This is a genomic window from Hymenobacter sp. J193 (genome assembly GCF_024700075.1).
GTDB lineage: Bacteria > Bacteroidota > Bacteroidia > Cytophagales > Hymenobacteraceae > Hymenobacter.
Map to the genome: position 1 here is coordinate 2,007,106 of NZ_JAJONE010000001.1, position 16,622 is coordinate 2,023,727.

Consider the following 16,622-nt stretch of genomic DNA (forward strand, 5'->3'; position numbering starts at 1 on the left):
CAACCAAGACCCCAAGACCCCAAGTCCCCAAGACCCTAACCCATGACCAACCCGCTCACGCCCCAGCAGGAAGCTTCGCTCATAGCCGCCATCCGGCAGGCTGAGGTGCGCACTTCCGGGGAAATTCGCGTGCATCTGGAAAACCAGTGCCCTACTCCCGAGCCACTGGACCGCGCCGCGCAGGTTTTTGCCCAGCTCAACATGCAGCACACCGCGCAGCGAAACGGGGTGCTGTTCTATGTAGCCTGGGACTCGCGGCAGTTTGCCGTAATTGGCGATGCCGGCATCAACGCCGCCGTGCCCGACGACTTCTGGGAAAGCACCAAGGAAATTGTGCTTGACCATTTCCGGCTCAACAAGTTTGTGGTGGGCCTGGAAAAAGGCATTCAGCTGGTAGGTGAGCAGCTGCAGCGGTATTTTCCCTACGATGCCACTACCGACCAGAACGAGCTCGACGACTCCATCTCGTTTGGCGATTCCGCGCCACGCAAATGACCGTATCCTCTCTTAGGTTTTCCTGGCTGAAGCCAGCGGGGTGGTGCCTGCCGCTGCTGGCTCTGTGGCTGCTGGTTATTTCAGCAGCCGTAGGCCAGAATCTGCCGCCACGGCCTTCGCCCGCGCGCCTCGTCAACGACCTTGCCGGCCTGCTCAGCCCCGACGAAGAAGCCCGGCTGGAGCAGAAGCTGGTGGCCTACAACGACTCTACCTCCTCGCAGATTGCCATCGTTACGGTGCAGACGCTGGACGGCTATGAGGTGGCCGACTACGCGCAGCGGCTGGGTGAAAGCTGGGGCGTGGGTCGCAAGGGCAAAAACAACGGCCTGCTGATCCTGGTCAGCAACGTGGAGCATAAAGTCACCATTCAAACCGGCTACGGCCTGGAGGGTGCCATTCCCGATGCACTGGCCAAGCGCGTCATCAGCAACGTTATCGTGCCCAATTTCCGGGCGGGTCAGTACTATACCGGCCTGGATGAGGCCACTACCCGCCTGATTGCGCTGGCCAGCGGTGAGTACAAGGCTGAGCCCCGCGCCACTGGCGACTACGAAGACAGCAGCGGCTCTGGCTGGATGTTTTGGGTTATACTCGGCATTCTGATTATCATCCTCATTTCCCGCATGCGTGGCGGGGGTGGTGGCGGAGGCGGCTTTGGTGGCCGCCGTAACCGGGGTTTTGGGGGAGGATTTATTCCGCCTATCATCCTGGGTGGCGGTGGCTTTGGGGGTGGCGGCTTCGGCGGCGGTGGAGGTGGCGGCGGAGGCTTCGGTGGCTTCGGCGGTGGCTCCTTTGGCGGCGGCGGCGCCTCCGGCGACTGGTAGAAGGTGAAACGGTGAGTTGATGAAATGGTGGGTTTGACGTTCTGGCCACACGAATGGCAAAAACAGAACATTAAACTCACCATTTCACCAGCTCACTATTTCACCATTTTATATCCCGGCAACTCATAAAACGGCCGGAGCAGCTGCACTACGTCCAAGGCATCGGCCAGGGCTTGGTGGGCTACGGTGTCGTCCTCGAAGCCAGCCCGGGCCTTACACGTTTGCATGGTAGGCAGGCGGGTGTCCTTGCGCCAGTTCAGGTAGAACGCCGCCGGGTCGAGCATGGCGGGCTCGGCGCGTACCAGGGTGCCATAGCCCGGCAGTTCCCGCAGAAACCCCAGGTCGAACACCGCAATGTTTTTGCCGGCCATTGTTACCGCCACACAGTCGTGCTTATCGGTTTTGAAGCCGTGCGCCAGCAGAAACGCCCGCAGCTGGGGTAGCAGCTCCGCGGGCTTGCATAGCTCCGGATTGGGCTCTTTACGGGCCAGCTCTGCCAGCAGGCGGGCATTCAGGGCCAGGGCGCCGGCCGTGCCTACGTACTCTTGGTGGCGCACCACGCGCCGGAAGGCGGGCAGTTCTGCCAACGGCCGCAGCTGCCTGGTGTCTTCCACCACGGCAGCCAGCTCCAGTATCTGGTGGCGCTGCGGGTTGCTGCCGGAGGTTTCGAGGTCGAGGGAGAGGTAGCGCATACGTAGCCTCTACGTGAAGGCGCGCACCCGGGATAAGCGGTGGCGCGAAGCAGCGCGGGCTTACAGCACTGTTGGCCTCCGCATCTTTTGTTGCTCTTCCACGTGTGGCTTCCCATTTAAATGTATGGCGAAACATTGCCATTCACCACCCCGGTGAGGGCTGCCCGGGCAAAAGTACGCTACCTCTTAGGGCACTATAAGAAACAGCTGGTCAGGCACAAACAATGAGAGGAATTCTCTCAAAAGCAAAGCAGGGAAGTGAAGAGCCGCCCTGAAAAGAAAGCCTGCACCATTTGTAGGCATGCAACCCTGCTTACTATTAGTCACTCTATACCTCACGCAGTGAGGTGGGAAACAGAACCGGCTTTCGTTATTTCGCCCATAAATTATTGATGAACACACCCATGTCTATCCGACGGAGTATCCCCGTGCTTTGCCTGCTGCTTTTTGCGCAACGAGCCTTTTCACAGACTCCTGCTCCCGACCATACTCCCCTTGTTGCAGCATCCGTAAGCCAGCTTCAGCAGGAGTACACCCAGGCCTTTCCCATCAACTCCCAGTTATATAACGGACCGGAGTACGTTGATTTTGCCAAGCGGTACCGGCAGAATATCGGGCATCAGTTTTTTCTTTCTCCCGAAAAGGCGGCCGGTAGTGTGCACTACAACGACCATTATTTTCCTGACCTGCAGCTGGTGTATGATATTCTTTCCGAACAGGTTATTCTGCAGCAGCCTACCAACCCCCTGCGCTTTAGATTGGTTAGCGAAAAGCTGCGCGAATTCTCAGTTGCCGGGCATCGGTTTATTCGCATAGAAACCGACAGCACAAATCAAAAAGTTGTGCAAACGGGATTTTATGAGGTCTTAGAGGATAATACGCTCCAGGTGCTGGCCAAGCGCGCCAAGCGCATGCAGGAGCATGTAAATCAGGGGCAGAAGTACCTGGAATTTGTTGAAACCAATAAGCTTTTTATAAAAAAGTCGGGCGTGTTCTATTCCGTAAGCAGCAAAGGATCCGTTACGCGCCTTTTGGCCGACCGCAGCAAAGAAATTCAGAAATATATCCGGGACAATAAATTAAAATTCAACAAGAACACCCGTGAGTCCGATATCATACAGGTAGTGCGTTTCTACAACAGTTTAGTGTAGAAGATTTATCGGCGCCCTTTTTTTGTTAAGCACCCGTTTTCCTATAGTGCCTTTTATGAAGCAGTGTTACCAACTGGTTGTTTGCTTGTTTTTCTTTCTGCTTAGCACCAGTAGCTTTGGCCAGAAATCAGGGTCTGAGAAATTAGTCAGTGGCAATTTTACCCAAACGCCGTTTGAGCAGTTTGTCGGTCAGTTGGAAGCCCAGACCGGAACCCGCTTCTACTTTGATCCGGCAGCCGTCGACAGCCTGGTTGTTACCGTGCAGGTGAAGAATCAGCCTGTCCAGGCAGTACTGGAGCAGGCCCTTAAGAACACCGGGCTCCGCGCCGCCTTCGACGATGAGAACCGGGTGTTTATCACCCGGGGCACAGTTATTTCCGCCACGCTGCCCAGCCGCTTTTTTGGCGATACCACCGGCCTGGCCGCCACCGACGACGCCCAGGAGCCGGAACCCGCGGCTGACCAGGCGCGCGCCACAGGCAATGCGGAAAACCTGGTACTGGAAATAGGCAACGGCACCTCCGGGAAAAGCCAGGCTACTATTGCCGGTCATATCCGCGAAGCGAAATCGGGGGAGCCCGTTATCGGGGCCACCGTGTATATCGAGTCGCCTTCTATCGGCACCAGCACCGACCAGTTCGGCTATTACTCCCTCACGCTGCCCGTTGGCCGGCACATCATCAAAATCCGGGGCATTGGCATCAAGAATACGAGGCGGCAGGTGCTGCTGCGGGGCAATGGTAAGCTGGAGGTGGAAGTGGAGGAAGACATTACCACGCTGAAGGAAGCTGGTAATTGAGGCGGAAAAAGACAAGAACGTGTCGGGCATGCAGATGGGCCTGGAAAAGCTCGACATTAAGACCATCCGCCAGGTGCCCACGGCTTTCGGGGAGGCCGACATTCTCCGGGTTATCCTTACGCTGCCCGGCGTGAAGTCGGTAGGCGAAGGCAGCACGGGCCTGAACGTGCGCGGCGGCTCCACCGACCAGAACCTGATTTTGTTCAACGGCACCACCATCTACAATCCGTCCCACCTGTTTGGCTTTTTCTCGGCGTTCAACCCCGACATTCTGCAAACTGTGGAGCTGTACAAAAGCGCCATTCCGGCCAAGTATGGCGGCCGCCTGTCCTCGGTGCTGGAAATCAAAACCCGCGAAGGCAACAAGAAGAAGTTCAGCGGCTCCGGCGGCATTGGCCCGCTTACCAGCCGCGTTACGTTCGAAGGCCCCATTGTAAAGGATAAAGGGGCATTTATCGTCAGTGGCCGGAGTAGTTACTCCAATTGGATTCTGAAGCTGCTGGATGACCCTAAGCTCCGGCAAAGCTCGGCCTCCTTCTACGATGTGAGTGCCCACTTGAACTATCAGCTGGATGACCGGAACTCGGTGTACGCCACGGGCTACCTGAGCGCCGACAAGTTTCGCCTGGCCGGCGACACGTCTTATCAGTATACAAACCGCAATGCCAGCCTTAAGTGGCAGCACAACTTCAGCAACAAGATCTACGGGGTGTTTACCGGGGCCCACAGCCAGTACAGCTACAACATAGCCAGCGACGAAAACCCGGTGAATGCCGCCCGCCTGCGCTACGGCATCAAGCAAACCAATCTGCAGGCCGACTTCAGCTACTTCCCCAGCGCCAAGCATACGGTGGAATTTGGGACCAGCACGCTGCTCTACAATATCTCCCCCGGCAGCCAGACGCCCGTAGGCAGCGCCTCCTTGGTCAAGGCTGATATTCTGCCCCAGGAGCAGGCCCTGGAAAGTGCCCTCTACGCCTCGGACCGCATCGACCTCTCGCCCCGCTTTTCCGTGGCGCTGGGCCTGCGGTATTCCCTGTTTAATGCGCTGGGCCCGCGCGACGTGTACCGGTACGCCCCGGGCGAGTCGCGCTCGGAGGCATCCATTATCGACACCGTACGCTATGGGGCCCGCAAAGTACTGGCTACGTACCACGGCCCGGAATACCGGGTATCGGCGCGCTACTCGCTCACCGATAATACGTCGGTAAAAGTGAGCTACAACCGCACCCGTCAGTACATCCATCAACTGACGAACACGGCCTCCGTATCGCCGGCCGACACCTGGAAACTAAGTGACAGCAACATCCGGCCGCAGGTAGGCGACCAGTTCTCGGTGGGCTACTACCACAACTTCAAGTCCAATACCATCGAAACATCGGTGGAAACCTACTACAAGTCAATCCGGGACTTTGTGGACTTCAAGAGCGGCGCTACGCTGATCCTGAACCACCACATCGAAACGGATATTGTGAATGCGGTGGGCAAAGCGTACGGCGTAGAGGTGATGGTGAAGAAAACGACGGGCAAAATCAACGGCTGGGTCAGCTACACTTATTCCCGCTCACTGGTGCAGGTAAACGGCGGCACCCCTGCCGAGCGGATCAATGGCGGCAGCTACTACCCCAGCAATTTTGATAAGCCCCACGATTTTACCCTGATTAGCAACTACCGCGTCAACCGCCGCCTGAGTGCCTCCATGAACCTGACGTACAGCACCGGCCGCCCCATCACGCTGCCGCTGGCCAAGTACTACATCGGCGACGTGCCCCGCCTCTATTACTCAGACCGCAATGCGTACCGCGTACCCGACTTTTACCGGGCCGACGTAGCGCTGAATATTGAGGGCAACCACAAGGTGAAAAAGACGGCGCACGGCTCCTGGACGGTGGGCGTGTACAACGTGACGGGCCGGAAGAACGCCTACTCCGTGTACTTCAAGTCGCAGAACGGTCAGATTAAAGGCTACAAGCTCTCTATTTTTGGCCAGCCGATTCCGACCGTTACCTACAACTTCAAATTTTGATCCTGCCGGCACCTTTAACTGGCAGCCCGGGCGGAAAAGCACCTCTTCATCGGCCTGAGCTCCTGGAGTACTGCTTGGCTGTAGTTACCCTGCAGCCGAGCGTTTAGCCCGCCGCCTGCGGGGCCGGCTCTACCCGTTACCGGCACCAGTTTCTCTTGAAAGTTCTTATTTGATGGCTCTTCTTACGACAAATCCCGTCAGCTTTTTTCCCCGGTACGCCTGGCGGCTGGCTTTGCTGCTGTGGCTCACCAGTCTGCCCGGGTATAGCCAGCTCGACTCCCTCAATGGCCTTACGCGCAAGCTGGTGCGCTACCAGCAAGGCGCCTTGCCTGAGAAGCTCTTTCTGCACCTCGACCGGCCTTTGTACCTGAGTGGCGAAACCATGTGGTTTAAGGTGTATGCCGTGGAGGGCACTGCTCTCCGGCCGTTGTCGCTAAGCAAAGTAGCCTACGTGGAAGTGCTGGATAAAGAGAAACGCTCGGTACTCCAAGCCAAGATAGGCCTCAGGGATGCGCAGGGGCAAGGCTCTTTTGCTATTCCGGCGTCAATGCCTTCCGGCTCCTACACCGTGCGGGCCTATACCAGCTGGATGAAGAACTTTGGGCCGGAATACTATTTCCGCAGCCCTATAACTATTGTAAACACCGCTGCCTCAGCCGGCGTCTTTACCCGGCCCGATACGGCCCGGTATGATCTACAGTTTTTTCCGGAGGGGGGCAACTTAGTGCAGGGCCTGACCAGCACGGTAGGGTTCAAGGCCACTGACAACAAAGGCCGCGGTGTCGCCGTCGAGGGCAAGGTCCTGACGGCGCAGGGCGCGGTGGTGGCGCAGTTTAAGTCGTTGCGCTTTGGCATGGGCAACTTCCGCTTCACGCCCAAAGCAGGGGTAGCCTACACGGCCGTAGTCAGCCTCGACAAACGCCCTGCTGTTACGTATCCGCTGCCCAGGGTGTATGAGCAGGGCTACGTGCTACATGTGGAAAACAGCTCGGCTACTGCTCTTACCGTGACGGTAAACTCCGGCAATGCCCAACCCGAACGGGTTGCCCTGCTGGTGCATTCCCGGCAGCAGGTAGCAGTGGCCGCCCAGCAGCAGCTGGTCAACGGCCAGGCTGTATTTACCATCGACCCATCCCGGCTTTTGGACGGGGTATCTCACCTCACCGTGTTCAATGAGGCCCAGCAGCCGGTGTGCGAGCGGCTGTATTTCCAGCCGCCCCGGCAGACGCTCACTATCACGGCCCGGCCCGATAAAACAGCCTATGCTGCCAGGGAAAAAGCAAGCATACAACTAACCACGGGCACCAGCTCCGGGACTTTGCCGGCCAACCTATCGATGGCCGTGTACCGGCTGGATTCGCTCACGACCGCGCTTACCCCCGACATCAACAGCTACCTATGGCTTTCCGCCGACTTACGCGGCACGGTTGAGCAGCCCGCCTACTACTTCTCGGCCGCTACCCCCGAAGTGGCGGAGGCTACCAATAACCTTATGCTCACGCAGGGTTGGAGCCGATTCAGCTGGTCGCAGGTGCTGGCCTCTACGCCCCCGCGGTTCGAGCATTTGCCTGAGCTCAACGGCCTGCTGGTGCGGGGCCGCCTTAGCAAGCCAGGCTCGCAGGGCCCGGCAGGCATTACCACGTACTTGTCCTCGCCGAGCCGCATTGTGCGCCTGCAAAATGCCGTGAGCGGACCCGATGGCAGCTTTTTGTTTGAACTGAACCGTTTTTATGGCTCCAGAAACATCGTAGTGCAGACGGATCCGCACCAGGATAGCACCAGTCAGGTAGAAATCATTTCACCATTCTCCCAGCAGTATTCTGCGGCCGATGCGGCTTTGCTGCCCCGGCTGCCCCGGCTGGAAGCAGCCTACAGCAAGCGGCATTTTCAGAACCAGGTTCAGCAGGCCTTCTCCGGCAAATTTGCCAGCCAGTATACCCTGCCCCCCGCCGACAGCGTGGCTTTTTACGGCAAGCCCGATGAGCGCTACCTGCTGGATAAATACACCCGGTTTAAGGTACTGGAGGAGGTAATGCGCGAATACGTGCCCGGCGTAGATGTACGCCGCCGCAAAGACGGCTTTCATCTGCTGGTGAAAGACAAGGTGAATGGCGGCCTGCTCACGCAAAACCCGCTGGTGTTGCTGGATGGGGTGCCCATATTTGACATGAACAAGGCTATGGCCATAGATCCGCTCAGCATTCAGCAGCTGGAGGTGATGGACAGCCGCTACTTCCACGGCTCCTCTATTTACGATGGCATCGTTAGCTTCATTACCTATAAAGGCGACCTGGCCAAGGTTTCCCTCGACCCCAGGGTACTGGTACAGCAATATGACGGCCTGCAGGGGCAACGGGAATTCTATGCGCCCCGCTACGATACCCCATTAGCCCGCCAAAGCCGCCTGCCCGATTTGCGCAACCTTCTTTACTGGAATCCGGCTATTTCAACCACTGCGCAGGGAAGCAGTACCACGTTTTATACCGGTGACCAGACGGGCCGCTACCTGGTAGTGGTGCAGGGGCTGACTAACAATGGTGTGGCTGGCAGCACTACCTACGTGCTGGATGTGAAGCAGCCATTATAAGCCTTCCGGGCGCTTATACCCCAGGCACGCCGCTTCCAGGCCAGCTTATTCGGCTGAGCCGGAAGCGGCGTACCTGCGTTAATGGCTGCTCATCACGCCGGCTTCAACAGCCACGGGCAGCCGGTTTTCGGCGGGCGGGACCGGGCAGGAATACTTGCTGCTGTAGGCGCAAAAGGGGTTATAGGCCCGGTTGAAATCCAGTACCAGCCTGCCACCCTGCAGCTGGGCCCGGCGCAGGTCGATATAGCGGCCGCCTCCGTAGCTGGTATGGCCATTGGTGCGGTCAGTAAACGGCACAAACAGGTAGTCGCGGTACTCGGGGCTGCGCTGCAGGTCCAGGCTCTGGTATACGGTCAGCTTCTGCGGCTTTCCGTTCAGCTGGAAACGCAACTCGCCGTATTTGCGGTAGAAGGGCCGGCGGTCGGTGCTGGTTTGCATCACAAACGGCGCGCCCAGTGAATCGGCGACGAACTGTGCATCCACGCAGGCCGCGTAATTGGCAGGAAAAAACGGCAGGCTGAGGAAAGCAATGCGGGCTTCGCGAGGCAGCGGGCTGCGGGTAGAGTCCCGGTACTCCGCGTTCAGCTCCTGCTGAAACGCGGCTACCTGCCGGGCGTGCTCTTCCGGACCAGGACGTGGTGAGTTAGCTGTAGCCTGCTGGGCTACGGCCGGCAGCCCGCTACCCAGCCCAAGTAAAAGAATAAAATAATGCCCTTTCATAAATGAAAGATAGGGCGGCGCGTACGTATCTTATCTTTTTCCTGCCCCGAGCCGCTTCCGTACCTTCGCCTTCCTATGACTGACGCCTCTGCCAACCAGCCCCACAAGCTTTTCCTGCTCGACGCCTTTGCCCTGATTTACCGTGCCCACTTTGCCTTCAGCAAGAACCCGCGCGTAAACTCCAAGGGCCTCAATACCGGAGCCATTCTGGGCTTCACCAACACCCTGGTAGAAGTACTGCAAAAGGAAAAGCCCACGCACATTGGGGTGGCGTTTGATGCGGCCAAAAAGACCTTCCGCCACGAGCAGTACGCCGAGTACAAGGCCCAGCGCCAGGCCATGCCCGAGGACATCGGCCTGGCCATTCCCTACATCAAGCGCATTATCAAGGCTTTCCACATTCCCATTCTGATGGTGGAAGGCTACGAGGCCGACGACGTGATTGGCACGCTGGCCCGCCGAGCCGAGGCCCAGGGCTTCGGGGAGGTCTTCATGATGACGCCGGACAAGGACTACTGCCAGCTGGTAACGGACTGCATCAAAATCTACCGGCCGGCCTTTATGGGCAACGCCGCCGAGGTGCTCGACGTGCAGCACGTGCTGCAGCGCTTCGAGATTGAGCGGGTAGAGCAGGTAATTGACATTCTGGGTCTGCAGGGCGACGCCTCCGACAACATTCCCGGCATTCCGGGCATCGGCGAGAAAACCGCCAAGACGCTGATTCAGAAGTATGGCTCCGTAGAAAATCTGATTGCCAGCGTGGACGAGCTCAAGGGCAAGCAGCAGGAAAACGTGCGCAACTTCGCCGAGCAGGGCCTCATGAGCAAGGAGCTGGCCACCATTCACCTCGACGTGCCCATTGAGTTTGAGGCCGACAAGCTGGTGCTCGACAAGCCCGACGAAGACGAGCTGCGCCAGCTGTTCGAGGAGCTGGAGTTCCGCCAGCTGGCCGCCCGCGTACTGGGGGGCGGCAGCCCGGCCGGCGTGAGTGCCGCCCCTACCCCGCGCGGTGCCCGCCGCCCCAAAGTGGCCGAAGGCCAAGGCAGCCTGTTCGGCTCGTCGGCCGATGCGGCGGTGGGCATAGCTGCCGAAGAAGGCGAAACCGGCTCCTTCGGGGCCCCGGCCGGTCCGCGCCGCACGCTGCAGGATGTGCCGCACCAATACCACCTGATAGACACGCCGGAACTGCGCAAGTCTTTGCTGGAATTCCTGCTGCTGCAAACCGAAGTCAGCTTCGACACCGAAACCACTGGGCTGGACACCATGACGGCCCGGCTGGTGGGCCTTTCCTTTTGCTGGCTTCCCGGCGAGGCTTACTACGTGCCCGTTCCGCAGGATGACCACGCCGCTGCGCAGGCTCTAGTAGACGAATTCTGCCCATTCTTCGAGGCCACGCACATCATCAAAATCGGCCAAAACATCAAGTACGACCTCACCATCCTCAAGCACTATAAGGTACAGGTGCGCGGACCACTGTTTGATACCATGCTGGCGCACTACCTGCTGGAGCCCGACATGCGCCACAACATGGACGTGCTGGCCGAAACCTACCTGCACTACACGCCCGTCAGCATTCTGGAGCTCATCGGCCCCAAAGGCAAAAACCAGAAAACCATGGCTGATCTGCCCCCAGCCGAGGTATCGGACTACGCCTGCGAGGATGCCGACGTGACCCTGCAGCTCAAGCACGTGTTTGAGCCGTTGCTGAAGGAAGTAGGTCTGCTCGATCTGCTGAACCAGGTGGAAAACCCGCTGGTGCCGGTGCTGGCCGACATTGAGTACGAGGGCGTGAAGATTGACTCTTCGGCTATGGGCGAGTACTCAGCCGAACTGCAGGGCTATATTGTGGACATCGAAAAGCAGATTTTTGCGGAAGCCGGCCAGGAGTTCAACATTGGCTCCCCCAAGCAGCTGGGCGAGGTGTTGTTCGATAAAATGGATATCGGCAAGGGCAAGATCAAGAAAACCAAAACCGGCCAGTACGCCACCGGTGAGGAAATCCTGAGCCAGTTGGCCGCCGAAAACCCCATTGCCGCCCTCATTCTGGAATACCGTCAGCTCACCAAGCTGCGCAGCACCTACGTGGAGGCTCTCCCCCAGCTGGTGTGCGTGGCCGATGGCCGGGTGCACACATCCTTCAACCAAGCCGTGACGGCCACTGGCCGCCTGAGCAGCACCAATCCCAATCTCCAGAACATACCCATCCGCACTGAGAAGGGCCGCGAAATCCGCAAAGCCTTCGTACCCCGCGACGACCAGCACGTATTGCTGGCCGCCGACTACTCCCAGGTGGAGCTGCGCATCATGGCCGACTTCTCGGGCGACAAAACGATGATTGAAGCCTTCCGCCAGGGCCTTGACATCCATACCAGCACGGCCAGCAAGGTGTTCAAAGTAGCGCTGAGCGAGGTAGACAGCGAGATGCGGCGTAAGGCCAAAACCGTCAATTTCGGCATTATCTACGGCATTTCGGCTTTCGGGCTGGCCCAGCGCATCGGCATTTCGCGCAAGGAGGCTACCGAAATCATCGACACGTATTTCGAAGAGTTTTCGTCGGTGAAGCAGTTCATGGACGACAGCATCAATAAGGCGCGGGAACTGGAATACGCTACCACGCTGCTGGGCCGCCGCCGCTACCTGCGCGACATCAACTCCCGCAACGCTACGTTGCGCGGCTACACGGAGCGCAACGCCATCAACGCCCCCATCCAGGGCACGGCCGCCGACATCATCAAGAAGGCCATGATCAACATCCACGAGTGGCTGATTCAGGAGAAGCTCGGCACCAAAATGATTCTGCAGGTGCACGACGAACTGGTGTTCGACGCGGTGCAGGAGGAAGTCGAGTTCATCACACCCAAAATCAAGGAACTGATGTCTAACGCCCTGCTCTTGCCCCACGGCGTGCCGCTGGAAGTGGAGGTGGGCACCGGCCGCAACTGGCTGCAGGCACACTGATAAGGCAATACTCTCATGGATCAAACCACAAAACAGGGCGTAGTTACCGAACTCATCAGCCTGCTCACCAAGGGCAACGCCCACGCCACGTTCGAGGAAGCCTGCGCGGGCCTTACTCCGGATCAGTGGAACCAGCACGTGGCCGGGGTGCCGTACACCATCTGGCAATTGGTAGAGCACGTGCGCATTGCGCAGTGGGATATTGTGGAGTTTTCCTTGGGCAGCGAGCATACGTCGCCGGACTGGCCCACGGGCTACTGGCCGGCGCCGACGGCCACCGCCGATGAAGCTGCCTGGCAGCAGACGCTCCAGCAGATTCAGGCTGACCAGCAGCGCTTTATCAACCTGCTGCACGCTCCGGCTACCGAGCTGCTGGCTCCCATTCCACACGGCGACGGCCAGACGATTCTGCGTGAGGCCATGCTGATTGCCGACCACACCGCTTATCATACCGGCGAAATCATTCTGATCCGGCGGCTGATAGGCGCCTGGAAATAGCAGGAAAGCCCCTATTGGCAGTCGGCTGGCGAGGCACAGGCAGAATAAGTGGTTGGGCTTGGTAAATAGCCGCAGTGGTATCTACCTAAGCAAAGCGGCCGTATAGCCCAGGATACTACTTACCTCAACCAGCAGCCTCATGTCTCCTCAACCCCATACCACCACCCTGCAAAACGTAGCCCGCGGCCTGCTCGGAACCTTTATGGTAGCAGCCGGCACCGGCCACCTCACCTTTGCGCGGCGGGAGTTTCAAGCCCAGGTGCCCGATTTTGTGCCGCTGGATAAAGACACCACGGTGCTGGCCTCTGGGGTAGTGGAAATCGGGCTGGGGCTGGCCCTGCTGCTGCTGAAAGGCCGAAACCGGCAGCGGATGGGCCTGGGGCTGGCGGCCTTCTACGCGGCCGTGTTTCCCGGCAACGTTCACCAGTACACGCACCACATTTCCGCTTTCGGCCTCGATACCGATGAGAAGCGGCTGGCACGGCTGTTTTTCCAGCCCGTCCTCATGGGTTGGGCCCTATGGTCGACGGGTGCACTGTCGTCACGCAAGCAGCAATTCCTTTCCAGTCCTAAGTAAGTCTGGTAAAAACTCCTAGCCCTGGGGCCGGTATTACAGTGCATGAAGACAGATTCCGCTTTTGATGTGGTTGTAATAGGGGCCGGGCCCGTGGGGCTGGCCTGCGCGCTGGAAGTGCAGCGGCGTGGCCTCACGGTATGCGTGGTGGACAAAGGTGCCCTGGTGAATTCCCTGATCGGCTACCCCACCAACATGGAGTTTTTCTCCACGCCTGAGCTGCTGGAAATCGGGGGCTACCCCATGGCCACGCTGCACTACAAACCCCTGCGCGAAGATGCCCTCGACTACTACCGGCGCGTAGCCTTTGCCGAAAAGCTAACCTTGCGTCTCTACGAGCGGGTAACGGGGCTGGATGGTGAGCAGGGCAACTATGAGGTAGTGACGGAGAAAGGCCGCATTGGCGCCCGGTTCGTGATTGTAGCTACGGGGTTTTACGACGTGCCCAACTACCTGCGCGTGCCCGGCGAAGACCTGCCCCACGTGACGCACTACTACAAGGAGCCCTACGCCCACGCCGGCCAGGATGTGGTTGTCATCGGGGCCAAAAATTCCTCGGCCAAGGCGGCGCTGCAGCTGCTGCGGGCCGGTGCACGGCCGGTGCTGGTAGTGCGCGGGGCGGAAATCAGCGAGTCGGTGAAGTACTGGATCCGGCCCGACCTGATCAACCGCATCAAGGAGGGCCGCATCGGCTGCCTGTTCAATACCACTGTGCAGCGTATCACGCCTACTACGGTAGAGGTACTCACGCCCGATGGTCCGCGCACCTTGCCGGCCCAGCACGTATACGCCCTCACCGGCTACCACCCCGACTTCCGGTTCCTGACCGCGCTGGGCATCACTTGCCAGTCCGACGCAGCCCAGACGCCCACGCACAACGCCGACACCCTGGAAACCAACCGCCCAGGCCTGTATCTGGCGGGCACCGTGTGCGGCGGCCTCAATACCAGCCGCTGGTTTATCGAAAACGGCCGCTACCATGCCCAGCTTATTGCTGCCCGCCTGGCCGGCGAAGCCGCGCCTCCCCTACCGGAAGTGCTGCAGCCGGTGCAGCTATAAGTAGAGTCAAAAAAGCCTCCCCAATAGCTGAAGAGGCTTTTTCGTTTGCAGAAACGACTTGGGGCGGCTACTGCTTAGCGTAGGTGTAGGTATAGGTATGGTCTACCCCTTCAATTGTACGGATGCCCTTGATCTTCATGGCCGACTCCGACAGTTCCAGCACGTTAAAGCTGCTGGAGCCCAGAGTCTGCAGGTTAGTTTTCAGGATGGTTTCGTTGGCCTCGAACGACCAGGTGCCGGCAAACTGCTCCGGGCCTTCCCCGCACTGGGTTAGGCCTTCCTGCAGCACGCAAGCCCCGGCTTTTTCGAACCGCATAATATCGTCCCGGTCACACTCCTGCAGGTAGGCATACACATCGGTTATCAGCTCCCCATCCTCCGCGCGCACGGCCGGCGTCACGGTTTCGGCGGTGAGCTTCCAGTTTTTTTCGGCGAGCAGCTCGGTTTTGGTTTTGGCCGGCTCCGCTTCATTTTCTTTTTCGCAGGAAGCAAACAAACCGGCCGTCAGCAGCACGGCAAAAAGTGGGGTACGCAGCAACATTTTCATAGCGGGCAGTGAGGTTGTGTATGAGCAGTTTTAACTTCTTCTATTCTGATAATCTTGCGTTTATCAGAACATTGCAAAGGTAGAACCCTGCCTTCTGCGCTTCCAACTGCGTGGCCTCACATCATTGAGGGAGAAAGCAGGCGCAACCCTCCTCAGCCGCCTCACATGATCCGGTAAACGAATTACCCAGGCACAAAAAAGCCCTCTTCCAACTAAGGAAGAGGGCTTTGCTTGATTAGGGCACGAGTGCCTCTAGGGCAGCTTCACGCCGCGGTAGGCATTCGGGTCAACCTGCGGGATAGAGGAGCCATACTTGCTGTTGATGACCTTGATCATCTCGTTGGCGACAATAGCGTAGCCGCGGGGCGTCGGGTGCACACCGTCCAGCGAAAACAGGTTGCCAGTAACGAAGCTGGTCGTGTTGTTTACTCCGTTGGTTACGATGCCGGTGCGGGCTACCGTGTTGAAGAAGGCATTGGCATCGAATACGGCCAGCCCTTTGCGCTCAGCAGCGGCTTTGATTACCGTGTTCAGTTCGGCCGTGCGCGTTGCTACCGCAGTAGCTTCGCCCGAGTCCAGCACCAGATTGTTAGGCAAGGGGTTGGCGAAACCAGCCAGGGCAGCGGCCACTGGGGCCGGAGCGCCGGGTATCACCAGGCCGATACCGTTCGGGAACGGGCTGGTAGCCGAAGGCGTGTTGATAACCGAGCGGGCGGGCAGCAGCAGCAGGTCGTTGGCCGTAGCCTCACGCACTGGTGCGGTAGCACTGCTGGTCCGGATGTAAAGGCCAAAGCGGGTGCCGGTGGGCAGCGCCGAGCCGGCGGGCAGGCCCAATGCGGCTACAACGGTTGGCACCAGCGCCGCCGGAATTGGCGTAGCGTTTACCTGGGCAATAACGGCCGCCGTGGGCACCGTGGTAAACAGCGGCACCGTCGTCACGTTCGGGATGGTAGCTACCAGTCCTTTGGCGTTGTTGGCCGTCAGCACATCCACCATCTGGTTGTACTTGGTCGTGAAATCTTCTACGGGCGTGAGGGGAGCCGCCGTGCCGCCGGAGCTGGCAAAGCCCAACACGTCGTTGTTGCCCAGCCAGTTGGTGAAGAACGTCGGCTTCACCGTACCTACCCGCTCCTGCACGTATTGCACGTAGCTGCGAAGGTCGCCGGCCGGTAGCAGCCGCTCGAAGTAAGGGTTGAAGCCCAGCGGATTGTTCAGGCCGTAGCCGTTGGTGGTGATATCAGCTACGCGGATACCGGGCACCCCCAGGTTCTGGTTGTCAGTGCCCGTGTACAGGGTCAGCGGCATGGTCTTGCCATCCAGACCGGTGCCCCGGGTCATAGCCGTGTTAGCGGTTTCAGCCCCAATCGTGGGGGAGCCGTTCGAAAAGCCCGTGATTTTCAGGTAGCCGCTGCCGTTGGCCTCATTGGCCGCAAACAAGGGCTGCTTGAACTCGCCGCCACCTGCTTTCTGGAATTGCTGCGCCAGAATAGCCGGATACGAGTTCTGCTGCCCTTCCAGGTACAGGCCATTGTCCCCAAAGCCGGCCGTCAGCGAGTTGCCGACTGCCAGGTACTTGGAAAAATCCGCCGAGCCACCGTCGGCTTTGGGGGCATCCAGCTCCGGCTGGCACCCGCCCAGCACCAACCCGAGCAGGGCCAGGGCCGGCAGTGTGTTTTTGAAAAACGTACGCAT

At 58.9% G+C, this 16,622-nt stretch carries 14 protein-coding genes; 10 read left to right on the top strand and 4 right to left on the bottom strand.

From position 1 onward, the window contains the following. Positions 1-42: 42 nt before the first annotated feature. The gene (locus LRS06_RS08700) at positions 43-495 is read left to right on the top strand and encodes a TPM domain-containing protein (RefSeq protein ID WP_257871131.1); all 453 of its coding nucleotides are present in this window, start codon (positions 43-45) and stop codon (positions 493-495) included. Next, entirely contained in the window at positions 492-1,319 is an 828-nt protein-coding gene (locus LRS06_RS08705) for a YgcG family protein (RefSeq protein ID WP_257871132.1), read from the top strand. The genes LRS06_RS08700 and LRS06_RS08705 overlap by 4 nt, the downstream gene beginning before the upstream one ends. A 95-nt stretch (positions 1,320-1,414) precedes the next feature. Here LRS06_RS08705 and LRS06_RS08710 read toward each other — a convergent pair whose 3' ends face one another. Beyond that, positions 1,415-2,011: an exonuclease domain-containing protein gene (locus LRS06_RS08710; protein ID WP_257871133.1), complete on the bottom strand. Its 597-nt coding sequence runs from the start codon at positions 2,009-2,011 to the stop codon at positions 1,415-1,417. 347 nt (positions 2,012-2,358) lie between these two features. Here LRS06_RS08710 and LRS06_RS08715 point away from each other — a divergent pair, with 347 nt between their 5' ends. From LRS06_RS08715 to LRS06_RS08725, 4 genes are all read left to right on the top strand, one after another. Continuing rightward, complete coding sequence (locus tag LRS06_RS08715; RefSeq protein WP_257871134.1) at positions 2,359-3,162, top strand: hypothetical protein; 804 nt, start codon at positions 2,359-2,361, stop codon at positions 3,160-3,162. Between the two features lie 55 nt (positions 3,163-3,217). Beyond that, on the top strand, positions 3,218-3,961 hold the full coding sequence (locus tag LRS06_RS25365) for a carboxypeptidase-like regulatory domain-containing protein (protein ID WP_308239887.1): 744 nt from the start codon (positions 3,218-3,220) through the stop codon (positions 3,959-3,961). Between the two features lie 28 nt (positions 3,962-3,989). Next, complete coding sequence (locus LRS06_RS08720; protein WP_308239888.1) at positions 3,990-5,987, top strand: TonB-dependent receptor domain-containing protein; 1,998 nt, start codon at positions 3,990-3,992, stop codon at positions 5,985-5,987. A gap of 172 nt (positions 5,988-6,159) precedes the next feature. After that, a complete protein-coding gene (locus LRS06_RS08725; RefSeq protein ID WP_257871135.1) occupies positions 6,160-8,574 on the top strand; it encodes an MG2 domain-containing protein in 2,415 nt (804 codons plus the stop codon). 78 nt (positions 8,575-8,652) lie between these two features. On the opposite strand, the gene LRS06_RS08730 is transcribed toward LRS06_RS08725, so the two are convergent. Continuing rightward, positions 8,653-9,294: a DUF1684 domain-containing protein gene (locus LRS06_RS08730; protein ID WP_257871136.1), complete on the bottom strand. Its 642-nt coding sequence runs from the start codon at positions 9,292-9,294 to the stop codon at positions 8,653-8,655. A gap of 75 nt (positions 9,295-9,369) precedes the next feature. Here LRS06_RS08730 and polA point away from each other — a divergent pair, with 75 nt between their 5' ends. From polA to LRS06_RS08750, 4 genes are all read left to right on the top strand, one after another. After that, the gene (polA, locus tag LRS06_RS08735) at positions 9,370-12,252 is read left to right on the top strand and encodes a DNA polymerase I (RefSeq protein WP_257871137.1); all 2,883 of its coding nucleotides are present in this window, start codon (positions 9,370-9,372) and stop codon (positions 12,250-12,252) included. Between the two features lie 15 nt (positions 12,253-12,267). Then, positions 12,268-12,750, top strand: coding sequence for a DinB family protein (locus LRS06_RS08740; RefSeq protein ID WP_257871138.1), 483 nt, complete (start codon positions 12,268-12,270; stop codon positions 12,748-12,750). A 139-nt stretch (positions 12,751-12,889) separates the two neighbouring features. Continuing rightward, the gene (locus tag LRS06_RS08745; RefSeq protein ID WP_257871139.1) at positions 12,890-13,327 is read left to right on the top strand and encodes a hypothetical protein; all 438 of its coding nucleotides are present in this window, start codon (positions 12,890-12,892) and stop codon (positions 13,325-13,327) included. A gap of 42 nt (positions 13,328-13,369) precedes the next feature. Then, positions 13,370-14,383, top strand: coding sequence for a YpdA family putative bacillithiol disulfide reductase (locus LRS06_RS08750; protein WP_257871140.1), 1,014 nt, complete (start codon positions 13,370-13,372; stop codon positions 14,381-14,383). A gap of 67 nt (positions 14,384-14,450) precedes the next feature. On the opposite strand, the gene LRS06_RS08755 is transcribed toward LRS06_RS08750, so the two are convergent. Both LRS06_RS08755 and LRS06_RS08760 read right to left on the bottom strand, forming a co-directional pair. Further along, the gene (locus LRS06_RS08755) at positions 14,451-14,930 is read right to left on the bottom strand and encodes a hypothetical protein (protein ID WP_257871141.1); all 480 of its coding nucleotides are present in this window, start codon (positions 14,928-14,930) and stop codon (positions 14,451-14,453) included. Positions 14,931-15,182: 252 nt separating this feature from the next. After that, entirely contained in the window at positions 15,183-16,622 is a 1,440-nt protein-coding gene (locus LRS06_RS08760) for an SGNH/GDSL hydrolase family protein (protein ID WP_257871142.1), read from the bottom strand.